Annotated in this window: 20 protein-coding genes; 6 read left to right on the top strand and 14 right to left on the bottom strand. The window is 39.1% G+C overall.

Annotation, left to right across the window (positions count from 1 at the left end):
• Positions 1–67 precede the first annotated feature (67 nt).
• The 4 genes from JR347_RS13030 to dinB all read right to left on the bottom strand — a co-directional run bounded on the left by JR347_RS13030 (position 68) and on the right by dinB (position 7,509).
• Entirely contained in the window at positions 68–2,725 is a 2,658-nt protein-coding gene (locus JR347_RS13030; RefSeq protein WP_235689673.1) for an ABC transporter permease, read from the bottom strand.
• On the bottom strand, positions 2,722–3,063 hold the full coding sequence (locus JR347_RS13035) for a PadR family transcriptional regulator (RefSeq protein WP_205721035.1): 342 nt from the start codon (positions 3,061–3,063) through the stop codon (positions 2,722–2,724). The genes JR347_RS13030 and JR347_RS13035 overlap by 4 nt, the downstream gene beginning before the upstream one ends.
• A 157-nt stretch (positions 3,064–3,220) precedes the next feature.
• On the bottom strand, positions 3,221–6,199 hold the full coding sequence (locus JR347_RS13040; protein ID WP_205721036.1) for a DNA polymerase III subunit alpha: 2,979 nt from the start codon (positions 6,197–6,199) through the stop codon (positions 3,221–3,223).
• A gap of 95 nt (positions 6,200–6,294) precedes the next feature.
• Positions 6,295–7,509 (bottom strand): DNA polymerase IV, encoded by a 1,215-nt coding sequence (dinB, locus tag JR347_RS13045; RefSeq protein ID WP_205721037.1) that lies wholly within the window; start codon positions 7,507–7,509, stop codon positions 6,295–6,297.
• A gap of 313 nt (positions 7,510–7,822) precedes the next feature.
• Here dinB and JR347_RS13050 point away from each other — a divergent pair, with 313 nt between their 5' ends.
• Positions 7,823–8,068, top strand: a complete 246-nt coding sequence (locus JR347_RS13050) for a hypothetical protein (protein WP_205720930.1) — start codon at positions 7,823–7,825, stop codon at positions 8,066–8,068.
• A gap of 24 nt (positions 8,069–8,092) precedes the next feature.
• Positions 8,093–8,317 (top strand): hypothetical protein, encoded by a 225-nt coding sequence (locus JR347_RS13055; RefSeq protein WP_205720929.1) that lies wholly within the window; start codon positions 8,093–8,095, stop codon positions 8,315–8,317.
• Between the two features lie 6 nt (positions 8,318–8,323).
• Here the strand turns inward: JR347_RS13055 and JR347_RS13060 are convergent, their stop codons facing one another.
• The 3 genes from JR347_RS13060 to JR347_RS13070 are packed head-to-tail and all read right to left on the bottom strand — an operon-like array spanning position 8,324 to position 10,327.
• Complete coding sequence (locus JR347_RS13060; protein ID WP_205721038.1) at positions 8,324–8,878, bottom strand: hypothetical protein; 555 nt, start codon at positions 8,876–8,878, stop codon at positions 8,324–8,326.
• A gap of 25 nt (positions 8,879–8,903) precedes the next feature.
• Positions 8,904–9,281 (bottom strand): rhodanese-like domain-containing protein, encoded by a 378-nt coding sequence (locus JR347_RS13065; protein ID WP_205721039.1) that lies wholly within the window; start codon positions 9,279–9,281, stop codon positions 8,904–8,906.
• 2 nt (positions 9,282–9,283) lie between these two features.
• Positions 9,284–10,327, bottom strand: a complete 1,044-nt coding sequence (locus tag JR347_RS13070; RefSeq protein WP_205721040.1) for a DUF6340 family protein — start codon at positions 10,325–10,327, stop codon at positions 9,284–9,286.
• A 118-nt stretch (positions 10,328–10,445) separates the two neighbouring features.
• Here JR347_RS13070 and JR347_RS13075 point away from each other — a divergent pair, with 118 nt between their 5' ends.
• Genes JR347_RS13075 through JR347_RS13085 form a run of 3 tightly spaced genes read left to right on the top strand, consistent with a single transcriptional unit; the run spans position 10,446 to position 12,395 of the window.
• Complete coding sequence (locus tag JR347_RS13075; protein ID WP_205721041.1) at positions 10,446–10,748, top strand: hypothetical protein; 303 nt, start codon at positions 10,446–10,448, stop codon at positions 10,746–10,748.
• Positions 10,720–11,403, top strand: a complete 684-nt coding sequence (locus tag JR347_RS13080; protein ID WP_205721042.1) for a tetratricopeptide repeat protein — start codon at positions 10,720–10,722, stop codon at positions 11,401–11,403. The genes JR347_RS13075 and JR347_RS13080 overlap by 29 nt, the downstream gene beginning before the upstream one ends.
• Positions 11,400–12,395 carry a glycosyltransferase family 2 protein gene (locus tag JR347_RS13085; RefSeq protein WP_205721043.1) on the top strand — a complete coding sequence of 332 codons (996 nt, stop codon included), beginning with the start codon at positions 11,400–11,402 and terminating at the stop codon, positions 12,393–12,395. Before JR347_RS13080 ends, JR347_RS13085 begins: the two co-directional genes overlap by 4 nt.
• On the opposite strand, the gene JR347_RS13090 is transcribed toward JR347_RS13085, so the two are convergent.
• The 4 genes from JR347_RS13090 to JR347_RS13105 all read right to left on the bottom strand — a co-directional run bounded on the left by JR347_RS13090 (position 12,385) and on the right by JR347_RS13105 (position 16,120).
• The gene (locus tag JR347_RS13090; RefSeq protein WP_205721044.1) at positions 12,385–13,023 is read right to left on the bottom strand and encodes a TetR/AcrR family transcriptional regulator; all 639 of its coding nucleotides are present in this window, start codon (positions 13,021–13,023) and stop codon (positions 12,385–12,387) included. The genes JR347_RS13085 and JR347_RS13090 overlap by 11 nt on opposite strands.
• Before the next feature lie 88 nt (positions 13,024–13,111).
• Complete coding sequence (locus JR347_RS13095; RefSeq protein WP_205721045.1) at positions 13,112–14,671, bottom strand: OmpA family protein; 1,560 nt, start codon at positions 14,669–14,671, stop codon at positions 13,112–13,114.
• Positions 14,672–14,691: 20 nt separating this feature from the next.
• Entirely contained in the window at positions 14,692–15,519 is an 828-nt protein-coding gene (locus JR347_RS13100; protein WP_205721046.1) for a universal stress protein, read from the bottom strand.
• A 49-nt stretch (positions 15,520–15,568) separates the two neighbouring features.
• Positions 15,569–16,120, bottom strand: coding sequence for a DNA-3-methyladenine glycosylase (locus JR347_RS13105; RefSeq protein ID WP_205721047.1), 552 nt, complete (start codon positions 16,118–16,120; stop codon positions 15,569–15,571).
• 69 nt (positions 16,121–16,189) lie between these two features.
• Here JR347_RS13105 and JR347_RS13110 point away from each other — a divergent pair, with 69 nt between their 5' ends.
• On the top strand, positions 16,190–17,053 hold the full coding sequence (locus JR347_RS13110) for a DUF2911 domain-containing protein (protein ID WP_205721048.1): 864 nt from the start codon (positions 16,190–16,192) through the stop codon (positions 17,051–17,053).
• A 67-nt stretch (positions 17,054–17,120) separates the two neighbouring features.
• Here JR347_RS13110 and JR347_RS13115 read toward each other — a convergent pair whose 3' ends face one another.
• The 3 genes from JR347_RS13115 to JR347_RS13125 all read right to left on the bottom strand — a co-directional run bounded on the left by JR347_RS13115 (position 17,121) and on the right by JR347_RS13125 (position 22,076).
• On the bottom strand, positions 17,121–18,833 hold the full coding sequence (locus tag JR347_RS13115; RefSeq protein WP_205721049.1) for a sodium:solute symporter: 1,713 nt from the start codon (positions 18,831–18,833) through the stop codon (positions 17,121–17,123).
• Between the two features lie 115 nt (positions 18,834–18,948).
• Complete coding sequence (locus JR347_RS13120; RefSeq protein WP_205721050.1) at positions 18,949–21,450, bottom strand: PIG-L family deacetylase; 2,502 nt, start codon at positions 21,448–21,450, stop codon at positions 18,949–18,951.
• Between the two features lie 179 nt (positions 21,451–21,629).
• Entirely contained in the window at positions 21,630–22,076 is a 447-nt protein-coding gene (locus JR347_RS13125; protein ID WP_205721051.1) for a hypothetical protein, read from the bottom strand.
• Positions 22,077–22,092 lie beyond the last annotated feature (16 nt).

Consider the following 22,092-nt stretch of genomic DNA (forward strand, 5'->3'; position numbering starts at 1 on the left):
AATTATTCAATCAAAATGTTTATTTCCCTCAGTTGTTTGTAAAAAAATTCTCCTTTTGCCAGTCTCCTTACTCGTTTCTAAGGGTATTTACCGGGTTGCTCACAGCACCCCGAACAATTTCAAAACTCACCGTTATCAGTGCGAAAGCTAGTGCTACTACAGACCCTATAATAAACGTAACGGGCTCTAAATCGGTAGCATAAGGAAATTCTGCCAGCCATTGATCCATACCATAATAACTCACAGGTATTGCGATGGCGATACCGATGATTACCAACAGGGCAAAGCGCTTGGTGAACATGTACACCACCTGCTTCACAGAAGCGCCTAACACCTTACGAATACCTATTTCCTTCAGATTCTGTTCTACACTAAACGATGACAGGCCAAACAAGCCCAGAATAGCCACGAAAATGGCTAAGAAAGAAAAATAGTTAACCAACTCTCCTAGCTTCTCTTCGGCTTCATATTGTGAGTTGAACCGGTCGCCAATGGTATAATAATCAAATGGAAAACCTTCTCTCAAGTGTGTCCATTCTTCTTTTAAATATGCCACGGCCTCATCTTCCTGGCCATCTTTTACTTTTACAATGACAAAGCGGGCCCTACCTTGGGTAACCACAAATACGATGGGGGCAATTTCCTGCTTTAACGATTCGAAATGAAAATCATCAACCACGCCAATGATATAACCGTTTCTGCCACCGTAGTTAAACTTTTTGTCAATAGCTTCTTCCATCGAGCTATAACCTAAAGCCTCAATGGCCGCTTTGTTTAAAATAAATGCCTCACTGGAATCGCTGGCCAGCTTATGATCAAAGTTTCTGCCTGCTAAAAATTTAACATCGAGCGTTTTCAGATAGCTATGATCAACATGAATGTCAGCCACACGAAAATCAATACGCTTCATTTCACCATCAATTTCAAATTCACCACCTTGAGAGTCCAGCAGCCTGCCCGAAGGCACTCTACTGCTAAAGGTCACATCCTCGATACTTGGTTGCTCCATTAGGCGGTTTCTGATTAACTCAAAATTGGCATGTATTTCATTGTTAGATGGTAGCACCACCATATTCTCCTTGTTAAAACCCAAATCTTTGGTTTTCATGTATTCGATCTGATCGTTAATAACGCCTACACCTATCAGCAAACAGATAGAAATAAAGAACTGAAATACAACGAGAGCACTTCTAAGATTTAATTTTTTGTGGCTGTTTAACTTACTGCCCTTCAGCACTTTAACAGGAGCAAATGAAGAAAGGAAGAAAGCCGGGTAACTACCTGCTAAGAAACCAACGGCCAGCACCACACCTACCATTAAAGCCGCGAAAAATAGCGGGTCAACGGTGGTGAACGATAATTGCTTACCACTGAAATCATTAAACCAGGGAAGCACTAAAACAACCAGTCCTAAAGATAATATCGCTGAGATACTCGCTATCAAAACAGATTCAGTAATAAACTGCCTGATGAGCGAGGACCTGAAAGCTCCCATCACTTTTCGAACTCCCACTTCTTTGGCTCGTTTCATAGAGCGAGCAGTAGAAAGGTTCATGAAGTTGATACATGCAATGATGAGGATGAATACTGCTATGATGGTATAGGTATAAACGTATTTTATGTCGCTATTCGCTTCAATTTCAGAGTCCAGATGTGAATGCAAGTGAATGTCCGTTAGGGGCATAAAGTGCAGCTTGTTCGTAGTTGAAGCTGGTTCTCCGCCATGTTCACCCAGATGTTTGTCAATAAATGCAGGAATTTGGCTTTCTAGTTCTTCAATAGACTTACCTTCTTCCAAGAGTAAGTAGGTAGCGTAGTTATTACTACCCCAGTTTTGCATCATATTCTCACGCCCGAAGAAGTTTTCTAACGTCACAAAAGAGGCAAACATGGAAAATTGAAAATGCGAATTTGGCGGGCTATCCTGAATAATACCGGTTATCTTGAAATCGACCTCTGTACCAAAATTGTTGAAGGTAATGGATTTACCCATGGGGTCTTCGCCACTGAAATATCTATCTGCTGCTGATTGTGTTAGAACTATGGCATTAGGCTCCGTTAGCGCAGTTTTTGGGTCGCCTTCAATAAACTTCCATGAAAACACATGAAACAGATTACCTTCAGCCCAGAAAAAGCCATCTTCTTCAAATTTCTTATCGTTATAAGACATGAGCGGCCCGTAACCTGAATTAATCCGAACGACTTCTTCAAGGATTCCATCGAAATCAGTCGCCAGAAATGGCCCAAAAGGTGGTGCCAGATGCCCTAAATGCAAGCTGGACTCTCCATTGGCATTCAGCCACTCTCTGGATGCACGGTAAATCCGATCAGATTTAGTGTGGTATTCATCATAACTAAGCTCGTGTTGAACGTACAGCGAAATTAATATAGTGGCTGCCATGCCTACCGCCAGCCCTAAAATGTTAATTGTTGAATAGACCTTTTGCCCCAGAATGTTCCTGAGGGCAATCTTTAAATAGTTGCGTATCATATCTATGTTGTTTGAGTTTGTTGCTTGACCTTTAATTTTTTTAATGACCGATGGACGCAGCATGAGCCATACTTCACGTATATAAATGGCTCGGGCTTTAGCAGGACCATATTTCTCAACATTGAGATAAAAAGCCTCTTCTAAGTCGCCCTGTAGCTCTTCATAATAATCATCTGCACAAAACCACCTAAACCATTTCGTATATAGCTTGGGCGGGCTAATTGTTTTATTCATAAAACATAACTAGTGTTCAATGCTATGTTGGGTACCTTATTCCACAGTTGCTCGCGAAGAGCTCTGGCTTCATTTAGCGATTCTTTGCCCAGGTTAGTCACCGTATAAAGTCGCTTGCGCCTGCCCCCGCGTTCTTCAGTAGCACCACCAAACTCTGATTTAAGAAACCCCTTTTCTTCTAATCGTGTGAGTGCGGTATGCAATGCCCCCCTACTTAAAGATCGCTTCATTTCATTTTGTATTTCTTCCTGGATGCGAGTACCATACGCCTCATCTTGTAGAATTAATACCGCCAGAAGCACGATCTCCTGAAATTCACCTAAATATGTACCTTTCATAGTCTGTTAATTATGCTATAGACCATTTGTTTCTTAAATGGATGCATAAAGATAGAATTATTTGTTTCTTAATTGAAGACTTTGTGAAAATGTTGCTTGTCTCTGGTTTCTAGCCGCTTGATTACCAGTAACAAGTAACTAGAAACCAGCAACAAGTTTACAACTCAAGTTCCCCTCCGGCATTTACCGAATACCTCGGATCATCGATATACCGCTCCTTCTCCATCATTATCACTTCGATAGATGGAAAATCATATTCTTCTACCACCTTTCCGGTGATAGTGTAAACTCCACGCCCTCTAAAAGGCCAGCGTTCAACTGATGGCGGGAAATGTACGGTATCAATAAAATTGCCTTCTAAATCTATAAATGTGCCAAAGTTCATGCGCTTACCATTCGATGTGCTGGTGTTTTTGATGGCAATCAGATAACCCAAAATAGTGACCACCTTACCTACTTGCTTCTTTAAATCGCGCATACAAAAGGTGCTCTTAAATTCACCTTGCAAAAGACTAAACGGATTGGACAATGGAAAACCTATTAACTCCATTTCATCAAAGGCATCTTCCATTAAATCAATACTTAGCTTAGGTATCGTAAGTCGCTTATAATCAACCTTAAATAGCGGAGTATCAGGAGTAGACTTCTTAGTGTTGCCCAGTAAAAAATGAGCTCGCCAAAGCAGTTCTTTTTTATTAATTCCTGTAAACCTAAACCCTCCGATTCGTATTAAAATAATTAGCTGTTCAAGCGATATTACCACTCTTCTAATTACATCTTCCAGGTCACTAAATTCTCCGCCCCGCTGCCGTTCAGCTACTATTCGATCAATTACTTTTTCTTCCAGGTCTTTCACCAGCCAGAATCCTAAATAGATATCCTTACCATAAATGGCCGTTGCATGATGGCTTTTGTTCACACAAGGGGGAAATATTTCAGCGCCATGCATGCGTGCTTCATGCACGTACAACTCTACCCTGTAAAATCCACCGCCATTGTTAATGGTAGCCACCATGTACTCTAGCGGGTAATATGCTTTTAAAAATAAGCTCTGGTAACTTTCTACCGCATAAGAGGCTGAATGGCCTTTAGCAAAGGCATAGCCGGCAAAGCTTTCGATCTGGCGCCATACATCTGCGGTAATATCGCGCTCATAGCCCTTTTCTAAGCAGTTACTAAAGAACTTCTCTTTTACTCGTTGAAACTCCTCCCTTGACCTAAACTTGCCGGACATTCCTCTCCGCAATACATCTGCTTCCCCTAAATCTAACCCCGCAAAGTGGTGCGCTACTTTAATTACATCTTCCTGATACACCATTATGCCATACGTATCCGGCATTATCTTTTGCAGTACGGGGTGAGCGTCATTTCTGCGTTCGGGCTCTCTAAATCGTACAATGTACTGGCGCATCATACCGGATTTAGCTACTCCGGGGCGTATAATAGAGCTGGCAGCCACTAACCCTAAATACTCATCGGCCCGAAGTTTTTTTAATAGCATGCGCATGGCAGGAGATTCCACATAAAAGCAGCCGATGGCTTGTGCCTCGCGCAGAAGCTCTTTTATGCGAGGGTCTTTCTTTAGCGGTTTAAAGTCATGGATGTCTATTTCCGGATCATCAGGACAGTTTTTCTTAATCAGTGCCAGGCAATCTTTGATCTTGCCCAATCCCCGTTGCGCCAGGATGTCGAACTTGTACAGGCCTACATCTTCGGCAATGTGCATATCAAAGTGGGTAGTTGGAAAACCCTTAGGCGGCAGGCTGGTAGCCGTAAAGTACTGAATGGGCTTATTTGCAATTAACACCCCACCAGCATGGATACTCAAATGATTAGGCAAATCGGCAATATATGTTGCGTATTTTAAAACTAACCGCCCCATTTCGTCAGGTGGTTCCCTTCCTTCTATGAGCTTGTCAATTTCATGAGGTGGCAGGCCAAAAACCTTGCCCAGCTCCCGTATGGCGGCCTTTTGCTTAAACGTGTTGAAGGTAGCCAAAAGAGCCACTCCGTTCGGTGATTTCTTATTGAAGAACTCAAAAATAAAGCGTGTAACATCATCACGGTCTCGCGATGAAAAATCGATATCAAAGTCAGGAGGGTTTTGCCTGTACAGGTTAATAAACCGCTCAAAATACAAATCCAGATCGATGGGATCTACATCTGTAATGCGCAATAAATAAGCTACAACGCTATTGGCGCCACTTCCCCTACCTACATAGTAATACTTCTTCTTACGGGCATAATTGATGATTTTGCAGTTGATAAGAAAGTAGGAAACAAACTGCTTTTGTTTGATGATCTGCAACTCTTTGACCAGCCTGCGCATGATTTTAATGCCCCTTTGCGGATACCTGTAAGGCATACCTCGCAAGCAAAGCCTCCTTAAAAGCTTAAAATCCTGTTTTTCAGAGCCTGTGTAGGTTTTCAGGTTTTGTGGGATGTCGGTATAAAAATCAAAGTGAATATGACATTGATTGAGTAGTTTGTTAGCATTTTCTACCAGGTAAGGGTAATCAGCATAGATTGAGTTAAACTGATCTGGCGATAGAAAGAGGTCATCTTTACTGCCTTCTTCGGCCTTTGGGAGCTTACTAAGTAAGGTGTTGTTATCTATAGCGCGGAGTAGCCTGTGAGTGTTGAAATCGCGCTTATGGCGGAAACTGATGGAGGGCATTGCCACCAGCTTTTCAGGATTCCTTTTCCATTCGGAAGACCATAATTTAGGTAAATCAGCCTGACGAATGCCTATAAATTCGTTCTCATTAAGCGTGTAGTTAGCTGCTTTTGCAAATGGATAAATGATAAATACATGCTGAAAAACCGGGGCTCTTGGCGGTATCGGTCTCTCCTGATGCAAATGGTATGAGAGAAATTCGTTCAGTTCCTGAAAGCCCTCATTGTTTTTAGCCAGACACACAAATTGCTGGTCAGCACCGTTTCTAAAATCAATTCCCAATACAGGCTTTACATTATATTTTTGAGCTTCTCGAACTAAAATAAGGCTCCCTGAAGTAGCGTTGATATCAGTAAGTGCCATTGTTGACAATCCGTAATACTGCGCCTGGGCAAGCAACTCTTTCGGGCTAATTACTCCGTATTTGAAGCTGTAATATGTATGTGTGTTGATGTACATTAGTTGCTGGTTACTGGTTTCTCGTAACTGGTTACTGGTTCAATTAGTGTTCTACTAGCTGCCAGCAACCAGAGACGAGCAACTAGCGACTAATATTAAGCTCTCCTATTCGCCAAAAGCGGTGGCGGTTCTCCTGTAAAGGGGTTAAACCTGCTGATAGTTTTCGCTTCAATGCCTGCAGCGCGCATTACTTTTCGGTCTCCATGTTTATCTCTAATCTTATCCATAGCATGGTATAGATTGATCATCTCTGTAGCATCTTCAAATAAATTGATCTGATACCCTCCATTCACTAAATGGCTAAACCTCACACCTATCAGGCGCACGAGTAATCGCTTATTATAAAGCTTATCGAACAGCTCCAGCACCTTAGGAATAAGCATATGATCTGCAGACGTGTAAGGAACCCTGTTCTGCAATGTGTAAGTATTGAAATCAGAGTAACGGACTTTCACCGTTACACACGAAGTAAGCTTCTGCCCCCTACGCAACTGAAAAGCCAGATTTTCGGCCATCGCCAGCATAATGGCTTTGAGTTTTACTATATCAGTTGTGTCACGATCAAAGGTGCGTTCTGTGGAAATAGACTTGCGTTCGGAATAAGGCTCTACAATGGAATTATCAATACCATTGGCTTTGCGCCAGATAGAAATGCCATTCTTGCCTAATACCTTTTCCATCAACTCCACAGGCATTTGCTGAATTGTTTCAATGCGTTTGATACCCAAACCACATAGTACCTGAAAAGTCTTATCACCAATCATGGGTATTTTCTTTACGGAGAGTGGCGCCAGAAAAGACTTTTCAAAACCATAATCCACTTTTAATTGATTATCCGGTTTAGCCTCGCCAGTGGCTATTTTAGAAACAGTTTTGTTTTCCGATAAACCAAAAGAAATGGGAAGTCCGGTTTCTTTCGTAATCTTTTGCCGAAGCTCCGAAGCCATTTTATAACTATTAAAGAATTTATCCATGCCAGTAAGGTCAGCATAGAATTCATCGATAGAAGTTTTCTCATAGATGGGCACCTCTTCTTTGACAATAGCCGTTACTTCTTCTGACTTTTTACTGTACGTCATAGAGTTGCCTTTAATCTGAATGGCCTCGGGACAAAGCTGTTTGGCCAGCTTCATAGGCATAGCAGAATGCACTCCAAACTTCCGGGCTTCGTAGCTGCAGGAAGCTACTACCCCACGATCCGTTACTCCTCCAATAAGTATCGGTTTTCCTATCAAGCGACTGTCAATCAATCGCTCACACGACACGAAAAAAGTGTCTAAATCAAGATGTAAAATAGAGCGATTTTCCATGTTACTAAATTACTAATTATTTTAGTATTACTAAATATATTAGCTTAATTAAGATCATTTACCCCCTCTCCCAGTAGTAAATTTTCACATCCCTACGGTGGGGGAGGAAAAGAGCCAAAAACACTGTTTAAAGCATAACATGCTATAATACAGACAGTTAACCCCTCTTTTGTAAACAGGTGATTTATAGTTGGTTGGAAAATTATTTTAAAATATTTGTGCATTTTTACACTATTATATTTGCATATATTATTCTATATACATATAATTACATCATAATTCATTTTTTAATAGTGCAATAACACACAATATTATGAGCGAGTTTGAGAAAAAAAGAATCGACAGAGAGTTTCAACTTTTTACAGCAAGAAACTTTGAGAACCCTAAGCGTTGCAAAAACCTCGATCAGATCAGGTTCTACGTGCAGGAGTTAAGCGCTAAAGTGGAAGAATTTAAAAGCAGGTTTAACTATGTGCCTTCTAAGGCCTATACCCTACTCACTCAGTACAACCAGATTCAGAATAAAATGGTATTCGCTGAGTTTAAGAATGCTTACTAAAAAATGGTTCGGACAACCAGATAAATGAGATATGTCCCCTCACCTATTAAAATGCGCTATAGTTTCATCTATAGCGCTACTGCTAACCCTTCAGGCAGGATGCAGTATCACAAAATCATTCCGGGTAAATCCAAAGTCAGAATTACCAGAACAGAATTTATCGAAGCGTTCAACACGCTCGAAATCCTTGCGCTAAAACCTATCCAGGAAAAGAACTCACCTGTATTCCAGTTGGAGTTCTATGTGTAGTGCTAATTAAGGATTGTATTTATTATACACATCAAGTGCTTCGAGCATCTTTGCTCTATTACCGGCTGAGTTATTATCATTTTCAATTTCAGATAATACCAGCATACTCGCTTCATTATCCTTTAAATCTTCTTTAAGATTTTCAAGTGTCATTTGCTTAAATTCCCCTCCCGGTTTTTGATAGTAATAGGCAAACTCGCCAATACCTACAGCATTACTCCCACCAAACATACCTTCATAGCCAGAGCCCTCCGGCTTGTTTTGTGTTCTTCTACCGGAATAGGCACACACCTTTTCTCCGTGAACCCTCCTTAAATACATTGATGGCCCCGGCTCAGACTTCAGGTAATAATCATCTTTATCAATAAAGTACTTTACGTCTTTGTATTTGTACCGATCTCTCTTCACCTGAAAGTAACTGCGCTTATCTTCATGCCGCAGGGCATTTGTTTTTATCACCTCTCCATTCTCCAATCCTAATTCATACTTATATTTCTTTTGAGCTACTAACTGAATGTTAACAGCAGAAATTAAAATAATCAAGTAAACTAATTTTTTCATGAATAGACTATTTATGATTTTAAAACTATTTATATCCGTTATACCCCACACCTAACTCATAAATCTCCGTGAAGCCTGCTGCCTTTAATTGAGCCATAGCTTTAGAACTTCTTCCACCGGCAGCACAGTATACAGCCAATGGCTTGGCTTTATCAAGCTGCGATTCACAGGTTTTCAGGAATTCTGCTGACTGAAAATCAATATTGACAGCTCCATCGATAAATCCTCTGGAATATTCTTCTGGTGTTCTTACATCAACTAACTGAACGTTTTCGTTTTTAATTACCTGATTGAATTCTTCCAGGCTCAATCTTTTTGATACCGTTTCATTCTGGTTAGTATCCGCAGGTTTTGAGTTGCATGAAAAGGCGATGAGTGTAATCAGTATTATGTTCTTTATCATTATTAATTCATTTGGTCCTGAGCTCTTTGCTCCTGTCTTATTCTGTTCTTCAAAGTTGAGGAATATTGGCGAGCATCTTTATTACCATAGGTAACATATGCCTTTTGGGCCCAATCCTGTGCTAAATCCATTTCACCCAGTACTTCGTACGCAATGGCTACATTATAGGCTAGCTTGCCAGCTTCTTTGTCTGCAGAGCCACTAATACCACTTTCCCACATATCAGCAGCCTCCTGCCATTTGCCCACATCTGCTAAGCGAGAGCCTCTTTCCAGTTCAGGGGCTTTCTTTGACTTCCCGTAAAATGTTCTTGAAATTCGAATGGGCATGGGTGCAATTTTAAATGCATAATCCCTGCCTGCTTGTCTACCCAAGTATCTGGTGGCATCGCCTTTAGAGATTAATGAGGCCAATGCCTCCTTTTTAGAAGCTCCTGCGGCAGTCCATGTATTGGTTTCTCTGATCAATTGCTGGTCAACTATGCTTTTAGCGGCAGGATCATACAACCGGATGCCTATGCTCAGATTACCTACACCTTCTGCATAAAACTCATCCACCTCAACTTCTCTTTTATTTTCCCCTTCACCAACGGTTTTCTTTACCTTTCTCACGCCATCAGTAATAATAAAATCAGAATCAAATATTTCTAATGCCACCATTGCTTCTGAGTTATACTGATCGCACATCTGCTTCACCTTCACCCAAGGAAGTTGATCTGGAAAGGCTGCCGTTATACTATTTCCATCAAGTCGCTGCTCAGCAATTCTTGTTGAAAACCTTGGTGAGTATGAAAGTTGGGTTTGAAATGCATTCATCATTTCCTGTGCTCCTGCTTTATCTTCTCCAGGCAGCTCACCGGTTAAAACTCCTTCTAAAATATTGATGGCATCTTTTTCGAATTTTGACCGATCAACAATTAAAAGGCTATTTACATAACTTGGAAATGTGATTTCTGCCGGTCGCATCGAATTCATTGTTACAGTTCGTGTTCCTGAACAACCAACTGATAATACAAGGGCTATAAGTAGGTATTTTGTAAGTTTCATGAGCTTAGGATTGAATTAAAACATAAGTTACTAAAATTTATGAATGTCTCTATTTCAAAATCCAAGCCAAGTTCTTATTCTTTTTTGAATAAAATAGGCTTCTTTACGTTTTTAAGCTTTGAGATACTATATAATCATATTAATTTTTATCGTGAGCCTGTTTGCGGGCTGCAATAGTAATAAATACACTGTTGTAAAGCACGTGAAGCCTGTTAACTACAACAGGTCATATAATCGTAAAAAAGATAAGCGTAAGAAACGCGTCAAGTATGTACGGGTAAAGATTTTGAAAAAATCGGCAGAAGTTAAACCTGCCAAGGAGAAAAGTGTTAAAAAGAAGAAGTCAGTAAAATCTGATTCATTAGCCACCGATGAACTAGCAGCGCCAGTAAATGAAACAGACAGCACAGGATCATTTTAATCATGCCATAGCACTTTGTAGAAATAAGCAATTTGAAGATGCTATCGAGCATTTTAATGCAGCTATTCACTTACAACCCTCTGAAACAGACTTTTTATACAATCGTGGGAAAGCGTACCTGAAACTCAGAAAGCTTGACCTTGCTTTGATAGATTTTAATTCTATTATCGACATACAACCTAATAATCCATACTATTTAAGCGAACGAGCGGTTGTTTTGCATCTGAATGGTGATAATAAATCTGCATTGGCGGACCTGGACAGGGCAGCAGAATTGGAACCCAATAAACCTTACAGGTATTCCAGTAGAGCGTATATTAAGGAGAAAGCCGGTGATATTGAAGGCGCCATTGCAGATTATGAGCGATGCATTGAGTTAGACCCTCAAGATGCAATAGCATACAATAACAAAGGACTGGCAGAGGAAAAACTTGGATACATCGAACGATCTAAAAAGAGCTTCAAAACTGCAGATGAACTGGATACGCAAAGTAATAATGTTACCGTAACATCAGATAGTAATGCCGTAGAAGAGACAGATAAAACCAACTTATCAACCAAAGATTATCTTTCAACACTTAAATCTCTTGCCACAGATAAAAGTGAGAGAAATTCCTTTAAGAAGTATTTAAAAAGCTTATTTAAAAAGAGTTGAAGCCTCTTGTATCCGTTGTTCTTCCTGCCTTCAATGCTGAAAAAACTATTAAAAAAGCTATTTCCAGCATTTTAAAGCAATCATTCGAACAATTTGAACTTATTGTTATTAATGACGGCAGCACAGATAATACTCTGAAGGTTATTGAATCCTTTAAAGACAACAGAATTAAGTGTTTCTCCACTCCAAACCAAGGTGTAGCCAGAGCGGCTAATTTTGCTATCAAGCTCTCACGAACAGAGATCATAGCCAGAATGGATGCAGATGATGTTTCTTTACCAGAAAGATTAGCCTTGCAATATCAATACCTACAGGATCATGAAGATGTTGATGTAGTATCGGGCAAGATTACCTATGGTGGCGATAGAACCAAAAATCTGGGATATGCTTTACACGTGGATCAAATAAATCAGTTAATGAATCACGATCAGATGTTTAGCAGAAGATTTGAAGATTCGCCTGTTGCTAATCCTTCCGTAATGGTTCGTAAATCACTATTTGAAATGTTTGGTGGGTACTGCGAACAAAATATTCCTGAAGACTATGAACTGTTTTTAAGATGGATGGACAAAGGAGTAGAATTTGCTAAAATAGATCATAACGTATTGATATGGAATGATTTAGATGGTAGAATCACAAGAACTCATTCAGATTATTCTGGAGACAATTTCGATCGAGTAAAAGCTAATTATTTAGCTAAATTTTTAAATGCTCGGTATTCAACCCTGCTTGAAATATGGATTTGGGGAACCGGAAGAAAAGTTAATTCTAAGGTTAAACTACTTAACAAAGAAGGTTTAAATGTATCTCAATTTATTGATGTTAAGAAGAACAAACAGCTAATAAACACGATGCATTACACTGAGATTCATTCCCCCGGTGATTATATCATACTATCCTATGTGAAAGACAGAAAGGGCAAACAAGAAATTATAAACTACCTCAATACAAAAGGCTTTGAAGAAGGCAATAACTATTTTCTTATGAATTAAGGCCTTTGATGAGCGCCTCATAATTACGCTTCATCAATATTTGTAATGAATCTACTTGTCGTAAATGTGCCGTTATCACTGTGCCGTAAATTGAAGAGAGAAACAAATAAGAAAGCTCTTTAGTATCTCTTGTGTTTTTAATTTCACTCAGAAAAACAGCCTCTAACAAATACTTTTCGAGCATTTGCGGTAATGACAATAACTCAAAATCATTAATATTATCTACGTTCTCAAACAGCATTTGGCGTTCGATAGGTCTTAATGGAAATGGCGCGGGTGGCCTACTAAGTGATGTAAGATAACTGATTAAACTTAGAATAAGTCCCGGATGTTTTTCATAGGCAACAGCCATGGATTCAAAAAGAGCCTTTACTCTCGTTATACCTTCCTTCTTATTTTTACTAATGTTTACAATGTTTTCTAAACACCATACTCTTTGGTAATACAATAAGATATCCTCCTTTTGAGGAAAGTATTTGAAAAAAGTCACTTTTGAAATTCTGACCTTTTCGCAGATTTGATCCACGTAAACATCTTTAAAGGCCTTTTTACCGAGTAACTCTAATGTGGCTCTTAGTATTTGTACTTTTAGTGTGGCTGATTTTTTTTCTCTAACTCCTACTTCCATGAGTAAAAACTTTACTCAGGTAAGTTATGCTTTTAAACTTGAAAAAAATAACTATTATGTACAGAAAACTTACAAGGGCAACTAATTGCTAGTTTTTTACAATTGTAAATTCCACTCTTCGGTTGAGTATTCTAGTTTCAGGATTTTCATTATCTGCGATAGGTTTGCTACCGCCATACCCCTTACCGCTGATGCGCTTTTTAGAAATTCCTTTTTTAACAAGGTAGTCTTTAACAGCTTCTACCCTTTCTTTTGATAGTTTGATATTGTATTTCTCTACACCTCTGTTATCGGTATGGCCCTCCAGTCTGATCTCCACCTTTGGATTATCTTTCATAAAATCTACCACCAGGTTGAGCTCTGCAAATGAACTTTCTAAAAACTCAGCTCGCGATTGCTTGAACAATACATCTTTGAGGTTAACCGTAGCTCCTACATGAATGGGTTGCAGATAAAAATTCATTTCAAAGGATTTAATCTCGTCACTCTGTAACTCAAGCGTTTCCTGGTGACTGACATAACCGGGTGCATCTACCCTCACCCTGTAATTTCCAATGGCTTCAATTTTTAACGCATAACTTCCCATGTGTGAATTGACTGAAGCAATACTTTCACCATCCATTGACTTAAGAGTAATCTTCGTTTCCACAGCATTCTTATTTTCAGAATTGAACGTATTGCCATAAAGCGTGATGTATCTGCTATCAAATACAGGTTTCTTCTCTTTTATCACAACGGGATCCACCACTTCAACTGAATCCTTCGGCTTCTCAATCTTGTCATCAAGGTTTGGATCGATAAATGCCTTTATATCACCATATCCGTCACTATCAGTTGTGGACGTGTATAAATACATGGGGCTGTAAAGGCGCAATCCCATTTCTCTTCCATCGCTATTTAATAAAATCAACGGAAGTGGGTCTGACCAATTGATCCAACTTTCATCTAATCGTTCAGTCTTGTAAAAGTCGGTACCCGTACCTGTACCGTTGGTAGCAAAATAAAGAGTTTTAGTATCGTCTGATAGAGAAGGAGAAAACTCCTGAAATTTAGTATTGATGGTGCTACCAATGTTTTTAGGCTCAGACCAATTGCCATTACCTTTATTGAAGCATACGTAAATATCCTCACCGCCTTTTGTACCATAACTTTCCAGTGAAAATACTGCCGTACTGGCGTCTGAGGTAATGTACCCACCATGAATCTTAGAAGAAGTTGTGAAGTATGGTATTGTATAGTTTTCCGGTATAGACCAACCACCGGTTGTTTTAATTGATCGTGATATGCCAAATGACTTAGTAGTACCTCCTGACTGAGAATAGTGGTTGTATAGATAAATCACATCGCTACCACCTACAAAACCCAATACGCCATTCCAATTGCTGTTATTTAATGCGGTTGCATTTTGAGGTGACGACCATAGGCCATCAGGCTGTATGAGACTGTACCAAATATCTCCTGGATCTGCTTCTCCGCCAACATTTTCAGGGTGATTGGCTCTGGTAAAATAAAGCGTTCTTCCATCGGGGGAAAGCACAGGGTTCTGCTCATCATAAATGGAGTTTACCTTATCGAAAATGTCTAAAGACTGTGATATTAATGAGCCTGAAACCAACAATAGAGATGAAAGCAGTATGCTTTTGATCATTACGACAGTAATTCTGATAGTTATAACTTTAAAATGAGTAATGGTTTGTCGCTTGTGTGGGACAGAATTTTGGTAATACTTTTACTAAAGATGCTTTCTACGATATTTCGTTTTCTTTTAAAGGCAACCAGTAAATCAGCATTTTCAGAATTCATATACTCTAAAAGGCCTTTACCAATATCATCGTATTGACGATTGGTAAATGTTATCTTATTATACTGAATAAAACTTTTTAATTCCTGAGTAAACTTTTTATACTCTTCATCCTCATTCTCACTATTTACATGCACCACATTTATTCGGGCATCAAACATAGTGGCAAAAGATATTACTTCCTGTATGGCAACTTTGTCTTCTTCCAGATAATCAGAACCATACACTATTTTCTTAAACTTCGTGAAAGATGCATTGGATGGTATGCACATCACGGGTCTTCTCACTTCGTCAATCACATCTTCAGTGTTGCTTCCAAAGAAAATTCCGCTGCGTTTGCTCACCCCTGTAGTACCCATTACGATCAAATCATAATTTTCTCCTACTGCAGTTTCATTGATTTTTTCGGTGAGCTCACCCATTTCTAAGTAGAAATCACATTTATCGAGCCCATCTTTTACAGCATCCTCATTAATTGCATCTGCCAACTGGCTAATTCTATTCTTAGCCATACCCAACAACTCCTTGAACGATTTGCCTTTGGCCTTATTACCAAGAACTTTATTAAAATCCTCTTCAGTAAAAACATGCAGCAAAGTTACCTTTGAATGGAATTTCTTACCGATTTCAACGGCAAATTCTATCGCGTTCAACGATGTGTCAGAAAAGTCTACTGGGCAAAGTATTTTATTCATTACTGCAAATATAAATTTAACGTTAACATAAACGTAATATATCCTTTATTCACTTACTTATCCAATGATTATTTTTTGAAGTAAACCGCCATAAAAGTTCCGCATCTTCACCGGCATAATCAACTCCTATTCGTTTACTCGCTTCTATCTCAGGCTGATGGTTAATATCTTCTATCCATATTTTGTCACCAGTTAAATCCATTTGATTATGCTGTAATGTTATGCCCATGGCTTTAGTCAATTTACCGGGCCCGGAAGTAATTTTCTTCTTCAATGCAATACCTTCAGTGGGTTCGACTGCCCTAATTAACACACCTTCCGGTATACCTTTTACATTAGTTACAATATTGAAGAGTTTATGGATGCCATAGCAAAGGTATACATAGGCTACACCGCCATTTTCAAAAAGTGTAGCTGTGCGTTTGGTATTTTTAAAGTTGTAGGCATGACAGGCTTTCTCCTTATAGGAATATGCTTCTGTTTCAACTATTATCCCTGATTTTAGCTCCCCACAGGCAATTACACATAATCGCTTACCTAATAGGCATTTTGCCACATCAAGGACATTGTCGGATAAATAAAAGGACTTATTTAGTTTCAAACGATTGTAGTTAACAAATTTTTGACAATTTCGTATCGAAATTCGTAAGAACTAAAAACTAATTCAACCATGAAAAGAACATTAACGATTTTATTAGCGGTGATCACATGTTTTGCCGTAAATGCTCAAATTGAAGTTCCTCAGCCTAGCCCTGCAGGTTCTGTTTATAGCAAAGTAGGCTTAACAGATGTAACTATAGACTATTCTAGACCAAAAGTAAAAGATCGTAAGATCTTTGGTGAAGGTGATGAATTCCTTCAGCCATATGGGCAAATCTGGAGATCTGGTGCTAACGCAGGATCTGTTTTAAAACTTAGCACTGATGTTAAAATTGCTGGAACTGATGTGAAAGCAGGTGAATACTTAATTTTTACTGTACCAGGTAAAGATGAATGGAAATTTATGCTTTATTCAGATGTGTCATTAGGTGGTAACGTTGCCGGCTACGACAAAGAAAAAGAAGTAGTAAGCACTACTGTTAAACCAATAATGTTGAGCACGCCAGTAGAAACATTAACGTATAACATTTCTGATATTAGCGAAAACAACACTTCAGCTAATATCCAATTATCTTGGGCAGATGTGTCTATCAAAGTTCCTATGAGTGTTGATTTTGATGCAGCTGTAATGGCTTCTATTGAAGCAAATACAAAAGTGAATCCAGGTAATTATGTGGCTGCGGCTAACTATTACTTAAACGCTGGCAAAGACTTAAACAAGGCGTTAGAGTGGATGAACATGTATTTATCAGTTGGTGAAAACGCTAAACAATTCTGGCATTTACACACTAAAGCAAGAATTCTTGCTGCTTTAGGAAATAAGAAGGAAGCGAAGGCTACTGCCGAAAAATCTATGGAGTTAGCAAAAGCTTTCCCTAATGGTGATTTTGGTTATGTTAAAAGAAATGAGGACTTAATCGCTACATTGAAGTAATTTAAGATTATTAAAAGTAAAAAGGCCATCTGCTAGTTAGTAGATGGCCTTTTTTGTTTAAATCATTTTATTTCTTAGTAGGCAAAGTATGCTGTAAAAGGTAACTGATTGCCACAACGAGTAGACAGCCGAAGGCATTATACCATAGGAAACCCATCGTAAATATTCCCGCTGCATCATTAATGTTCAAGTAATGAACGATACCAATAATAATTTGACTAATGATTGCACCGGTAAAAACGGCATTGGCCTTCACTGATTTTACGAAGAAGGCTACTATGAATATTCCCAGTACGATAGGATAAAACAACGACCCTATAAGGTTTACGGCCTGAATCAGATTTTCAAATAAAGAGAGATAACTGGCAAATATAATGGCAATTATGCCCCATATAAGTGTAAACAGTTTTGAGGATTGCAAATACTGGTGGTCACTCAGGTTTTGTTTTACCTTTCTTTTGTAGAAATCAATGGTAGTGGTTGAACCTAACGCATTCAATTCAGATGATGTGGACGACATAGCTGCCGAAAATATCACAGCAAACAACAAGCCTACAATGCCTATTGGTAAATTGTTCATCACGAAATTCATGAAGATATAATCCTTGTCATTGGTTTCGGCATCAGGCAAAGTAGAGGCTATAATTTCTTTTGCTTCGTTCCTAACGCCATCAGATTTGGCTTGTAATGAATTGAGCTTTTCAGCAGACTGGTCAATGGCGGCTTCTTTATCGGATTGTATGGCAACAACCAACTCATCTAAAGCCTTTCTTTTTTCTTCAAATACTTCTTCATATTCTTTTTCAACATTTTGAAACTGACTGGCATTCTCTGAACTGCGCATTTCGGTTTTAATAGTATCATTAAAGAATACTGGAGGCTGATTAAATTGGTAGAAAACGAAAACCATAGCACCAATAAATAGGATTATAAACTGCATGGGCACCTTAAGTAATCCATTCATCATTAATCCTAACCTGCTCTCTGACAATGACTTACCAGATAAATATCGCTGAACTTGTGATTGATCCGTTCCAAAATATGACAGAAATAGAAATACAGCGCCTGTCATACCTGACCAAAAGTTATAGCGATCAGATAAGTCAAATTCAAAGTTGACTACATTGAGTTTACCCATTTTACCTGCCACATGCATGGCATCTGCAAACCCCACATTGGGCGGAAGTGATAGAATCACCAGTATGCCGGCAGTGATCATCCCACCCATCATGACTGCCATTTGCTGCTTTTGCGTTTGGGTAACTGCTTTAGTTCCGCCAGAAACGGTATATATAATGACTAATACACCAATGATAGTTGTGGTATAACCCAATCTCCAGCCTAAGAGTGATGATAGAATGATGGCCGGTGCATATATAGTAATGCCAGCTGCTAAGCCCCTTTGAACCAAAAATATCAAGGCGGCTAACATTCTCGTTTTTAAGTCAAACCGAGTTTCTAAGTACTCATAGGCCGTATAAACCTTCAATCTGTAATAAATGGGTAGAAAAAACACTGATATGATAATCATAGCCAGCGGCAAGCCAAAGTAGAACTGTATAAAGCGCATGCCATCTGTATAAGCCTGACCTGGTGTGCTTAAAAATGTGATTGCACTGGCCTGAGTTGCCATTATTGAAAGGCCAATCGTCCACCACTTGGTATCATTTCCACCTCTCAAATAAGAGTCTATATTTTTCTGGCCTCGGGTTTTCCAAACTCCATAGCCTACTATAAAAATGAGCGTACCAAAAAGAACAATCCAGTCTATGATATTCATGAAAAATGGCGTGTAAACAGATAAAAAAGTATAATCAGGAATACCAGATTAGCCATTAGCAGCCAATAGATATTCTTCCATTTGCCCAAGAAAGGTGGTTTTTCTTGTTCTGTCATTATTGCGTTTTAGAAGGTTTGTCAGACGGATTATTTCCTAATGATACGAGGTTGGCAAATAGCTTGTAGGCACCTGGCACACCAGCAGGAAGTTCTCTAAACCACGAATAGCCTGAGTATACATAATGACCCTTACCATATTTTGCAACCAGCAACCCACCTTCTTTCGCGTCCTCACCTTCATCATGACTCGATAAGATGGCTTCAAACTCTGAAGACCATTCATTCGGAAAGTACAACCCTCTTTCCTGCACCCAATTATCGAAATCTGATTTGGTTATCTTATTTGGTGTATTTACTACCGGATGTTTGGGTTTCAATATTTCTACAGGTGCATCTTCTTCCGCTACCCGATCTCTTGATAATTCTAAATCATAAGGCGCGATTTTATCAGTTTTAAGCCTATGAGAAGTGTTATATTGAATAATAAGTGTTCCGCCATTTTCTACATATTCCAACAAAATAGGCATATAGTAATCAGCTCGTTCATTCGTATTCAATGCTCTTATACCTAATATAATCGCATCATAATTTTCAATCGATAGCGGTGTAATATCATTCTCGGCAATTTCTGTTACTTCATAACCTATTTCTCTTAAACTTGCCGGCACCGCATCTCCTGCGCCCTGAATATAGCCGACAGTACTACCATATTTTGCTATATTCATTTTAACAGCTTTAGCACTAGCGGTAGGTAAATAGATTTGAGTTGGAATATGATCATATTCTATAGTTTGCAGGCTTTGGTCATATACCTGGTCGCCAATGGTAACTACTGCTTTCATTTCCGTAACCACTTCACCTTTAGGCGGGGTCACTTCAAAGGTAAAAGGGGCTTCATCGCCTTTATTTGTTAGATTAATTGCTGCTGACTCAGGCTTAACTTTCCAATCTTCAGGAAGATCCAGCTTAAGTTGGCCTTCTACATTATCAGCACCAGATTTAACATTTACAGTGATGCTTTTGCTGGCATCACCATTAAAAATGTAAACAGATTCAGGAATGCTTGCCATAACCTTCGGAATTATTTCGAAAGGCCTGTATTGTTCACCATCTACAGGATCATTCCATTTATAAATTAACGGAGTAGTGTATAATAATTTATGGCCTGCAACGTCAACCGCAAAGGTTACATCCATAGTAGCAGGATTCTCAGGCTTACCTCTCAAAGCCAAATTGTCCACTTTATACGTGCCTAATGTTCCTTTCTCTCTTAACCAATAGGGCTGACTATACTTCCAATCTACTGGAATTGTAACACTCGATTCAAATTCCAGCAATTCATTGTCACCTAAACTTTTATCCATTAAAGTATCTTTCAAGTGATCGAACGACACTCTTTCCAATTTCACCGGCATTGTAGTCCGATTAACGGCCTCTACTCCTATTTTTATTTTACTTCCTGGAGCCACTGCATAATCATCAGCTTTAGCCTCCAGGTATAAGCCAAGCATGGATTTTACGATCTCATCAATCTCTTTAATTTTTACTCTCTTCCAATGTTCGTTGGATAGCAAGGTTATTTCGTCACGCACTCTGAGCAGTGGTGCAACACTGGCTTCCGGAGTTGAAGGCTGATAATTTTGAATAACATCATTAATCATCTTTTCAATCTTTTTGCCGCCTTCTACTCTGCCCCAGCTTGTATCTATGCCCTCAAAAATGTCTTTTTCTGCCTTCTCACCTTTTTCGTGCTCTAAAAACTCTAATCTGCTGCCACGGCTTCCGGTAGATCCAAACCCTTGCGATTTGTGTTGAGAGCGACTCAAAGCTGCAAGCTCTGAATAAGAGGTGCCTAGCAGGGAATTGTAACCACCTATATCTATGGTTATAACACCCGGTGTGTTTTCATCAATATTGGGGTTCCACCACGGGCCGGTATTCATATAAAGCCTTTTAGGTTGCCAGGTTTCCGTAAATTCTAAGTGTTCTGGGTATTTATCTTTATTGGCAGCCATATCAAATGCCTCTGCCGCGAAAATTGCAGAAGTTGTATGATGTCCGTGTCCTGCTCTTTCATCCGGTGGGAAGCGAGTGATAATGACATCTGGTTTAAAATTTCTATACACCCATACGACATCTTCTAGAATTTGCTCTCTATTCCATGTTTTCTGAGTTTCTTCCGTTGATTTCGAATAGCCAAAGTCATTGGCTCTGGTAAAAAACTGCTCCCCGCCATCAATTCTACGAGCTGCTAACAATTCTTGCGTTCTTATGATGCCCAATCCTTCTCTGATCTCAGGGCCCACTAAGTTTTGGCCACCATCACCTCTGGTTAATGATAAATAAGCTGTTCTTGCCAGCTTTTCTTTGCTCATATAGGCAATCAGCCTTGTATTCTCATCATCAGGGTGTGCTGCCACATAAAGCACAGTACCTAAGAAATTAAGTTTTTTAAGCTTTAAAAGAATCTCGGCTGAATTATCATTATGGGGTTTTTGACTAAATGAAGGTGATAAAGTAAGAAATGTGATAACTAGAACAAGTGCTTTTCGAAGCATAGAGTGTATTGTTTTGGTCTATAAAGTCTTGTAAGATTACGAATGCAAAGATTAAAGGTTTGCCATATTATCCAATGCACAAGAGCTTTAAATTAAAAAATCCCGGCTCCATGATGGATAACCGGGATTTAAAACTCAAACAACAACCTCGTTAAAGGTTATTGCAAATGTCTTGCCAATTATATCTTGCCCCGCTCCTGGCCGTTTATAAACAAGTTTCCTTTCTCACTGAAGAAGAAAATTAATTTTGCTACTTCCTTTTTATCGTCATCTAACAGAAATATCAAGAACTCATGGGCTCCGGTTCGATCCTTTATATCATCTGCAAAGCCCATATCAATAATAAAATCTTCTGTTAAGTCTTTTACTTTTCTGTTTCTGAGAATATCACCTTTGTTATTTTCCACTCGATATCTAAAAATGCCCTCCGACTCCTGAAGCATTAAAAACAGCTTAATTTTTACATAAGGTAACGGTGAAGGTGAATAGGTCGATCGGTTCAGATCCTCATCAAATTGATCTTGCGGAGGCTGTGGTCTTTTTTCAAATGTGTAAATGAGCTCATAATTGAATCGCTCATCTGATAAATAAGGAATACCAACAGTGTCGCTGTCGGACCAATTCATCAGAAAACTTAAAAAT

Origin of the sequence: Fulvivirga lutea (genome assembly GCF_017068455.1) — a bacterium.
Lineage (GTDB): Bacteria > Bacteroidota > Bacteroidia > Cytophagales > Cyclobacteriaceae > Fulvivirga > Fulvivirga lutea.

Excerpts from the sequence above, each read along its gene's own strand:
- JR347_RS13055 (WP_205720929.1), top strand. The coding sequence starts at position 8,093 with ATGAGATATGTCCCCTCACCTATTAAAATGCGCTATAGTTTCATCTAT.
- JR347_RS13115 (WP_205721049.1), bottom strand. The coding sequence starts at position 18,833 with ATGAATATCATAGACTGGATTGTTCTTTTTGGTACGCTCATTTTTATA.
- JR347_RS13060 (WP_205721038.1), bottom strand. The coding sequence starts at position 8,878 with ATGAAAAAATTAGTTTACTTGATTATTTTAATTTCTGCTGTTAACATT.
- JR347_RS13120 (WP_205721050.1), bottom strand. The coding sequence starts at position 21,450 with ATGCTTCGAAAAGCACTTGTTCTAGTTATCACATTTCTTACTTTATCA.
- JR347_RS13065 (WP_205721039.1), bottom strand. The coding sequence starts at position 9,281 with ATGATAAAGAACATAATACTGATTACACTCATCGCCTTTTCATGCAAC.
- JR347_RS13110 (WP_205721048.1), top strand. The coding sequence starts at position 16,190 with ATGAAAAGAACATTAACGATTTTATTAGCGGTGATCACATGTTTTGCC.
- JR347_RS13040 (WP_205721036.1), bottom strand. The coding sequence starts at position 6,199 with ATGTACATCAACACACATACATATTACAGCTTCAAATACGGAGTAATT.
- JR347_RS13050 (WP_205720930.1), top strand. The coding sequence starts at position 7,823 with ATGAGCGAGTTTGAGAAAAAAAGAATCGACAGAGAGTTTCAACTTTTT.
- JR347_RS13070 (WP_205721040.1), bottom strand. The coding sequence starts at position 10,327 with ATGAAACTTACAAAATACCTACTTATAGCCCTTGTATTATCAGTTGGT.
- JR347_RS13090 (WP_205721044.1), bottom strand. The coding sequence starts at position 13,023 with ATGGAAGTAGGAGTTAGAGAAAAAAAATCAGCCACACTAAAAGTACAA.
- JR347_RS13125 (WP_205721051.1), bottom strand. The coding sequence starts at position 22,076 with ATGAATTGGTCCGACAGCGACACTGTTGGTATTCCTTATTTATCAGAT.
- dinB (WP_205721037.1), bottom strand. The coding sequence starts at position 7,509 with ATGGAAAATCGCTCTATTTTACATCTTGATTTAGACACTTTTTTCGTG.
- JR347_RS13095 (WP_205721045.1), bottom strand. The coding sequence starts at position 14,671 with ATGATCAAAAGCATACTGCTTTCATCTCTATTGTTGGTTTCAGGCTCA.
- JR347_RS13035 (WP_205721035.1), bottom strand. The coding sequence starts at position 3,063 with ATGAAAGGTACATATTTAGGTGAATTTCAGGAGATCGTGCTTCTGGCG.
- JR347_RS13080 (WP_205721042.1), top strand. The coding sequence starts at position 10,720 with ATGAAACAGACAGCACAGGATCATTTTAATCATGCCATAGCACTTTGT.
- JR347_RS13100 (WP_205721046.1), bottom strand. The coding sequence starts at position 15,519 with ATGAATAAAATACTTTGCCCAGTAGACTTTTCTGACACATCGTTGAAC.
- JR347_RS13030 (WP_235689673.1), bottom strand. The coding sequence starts at position 2,725 with ATGAATAAAACAATTAGCCCGCCCAAGCTATATACGAAATGGTTTAGG.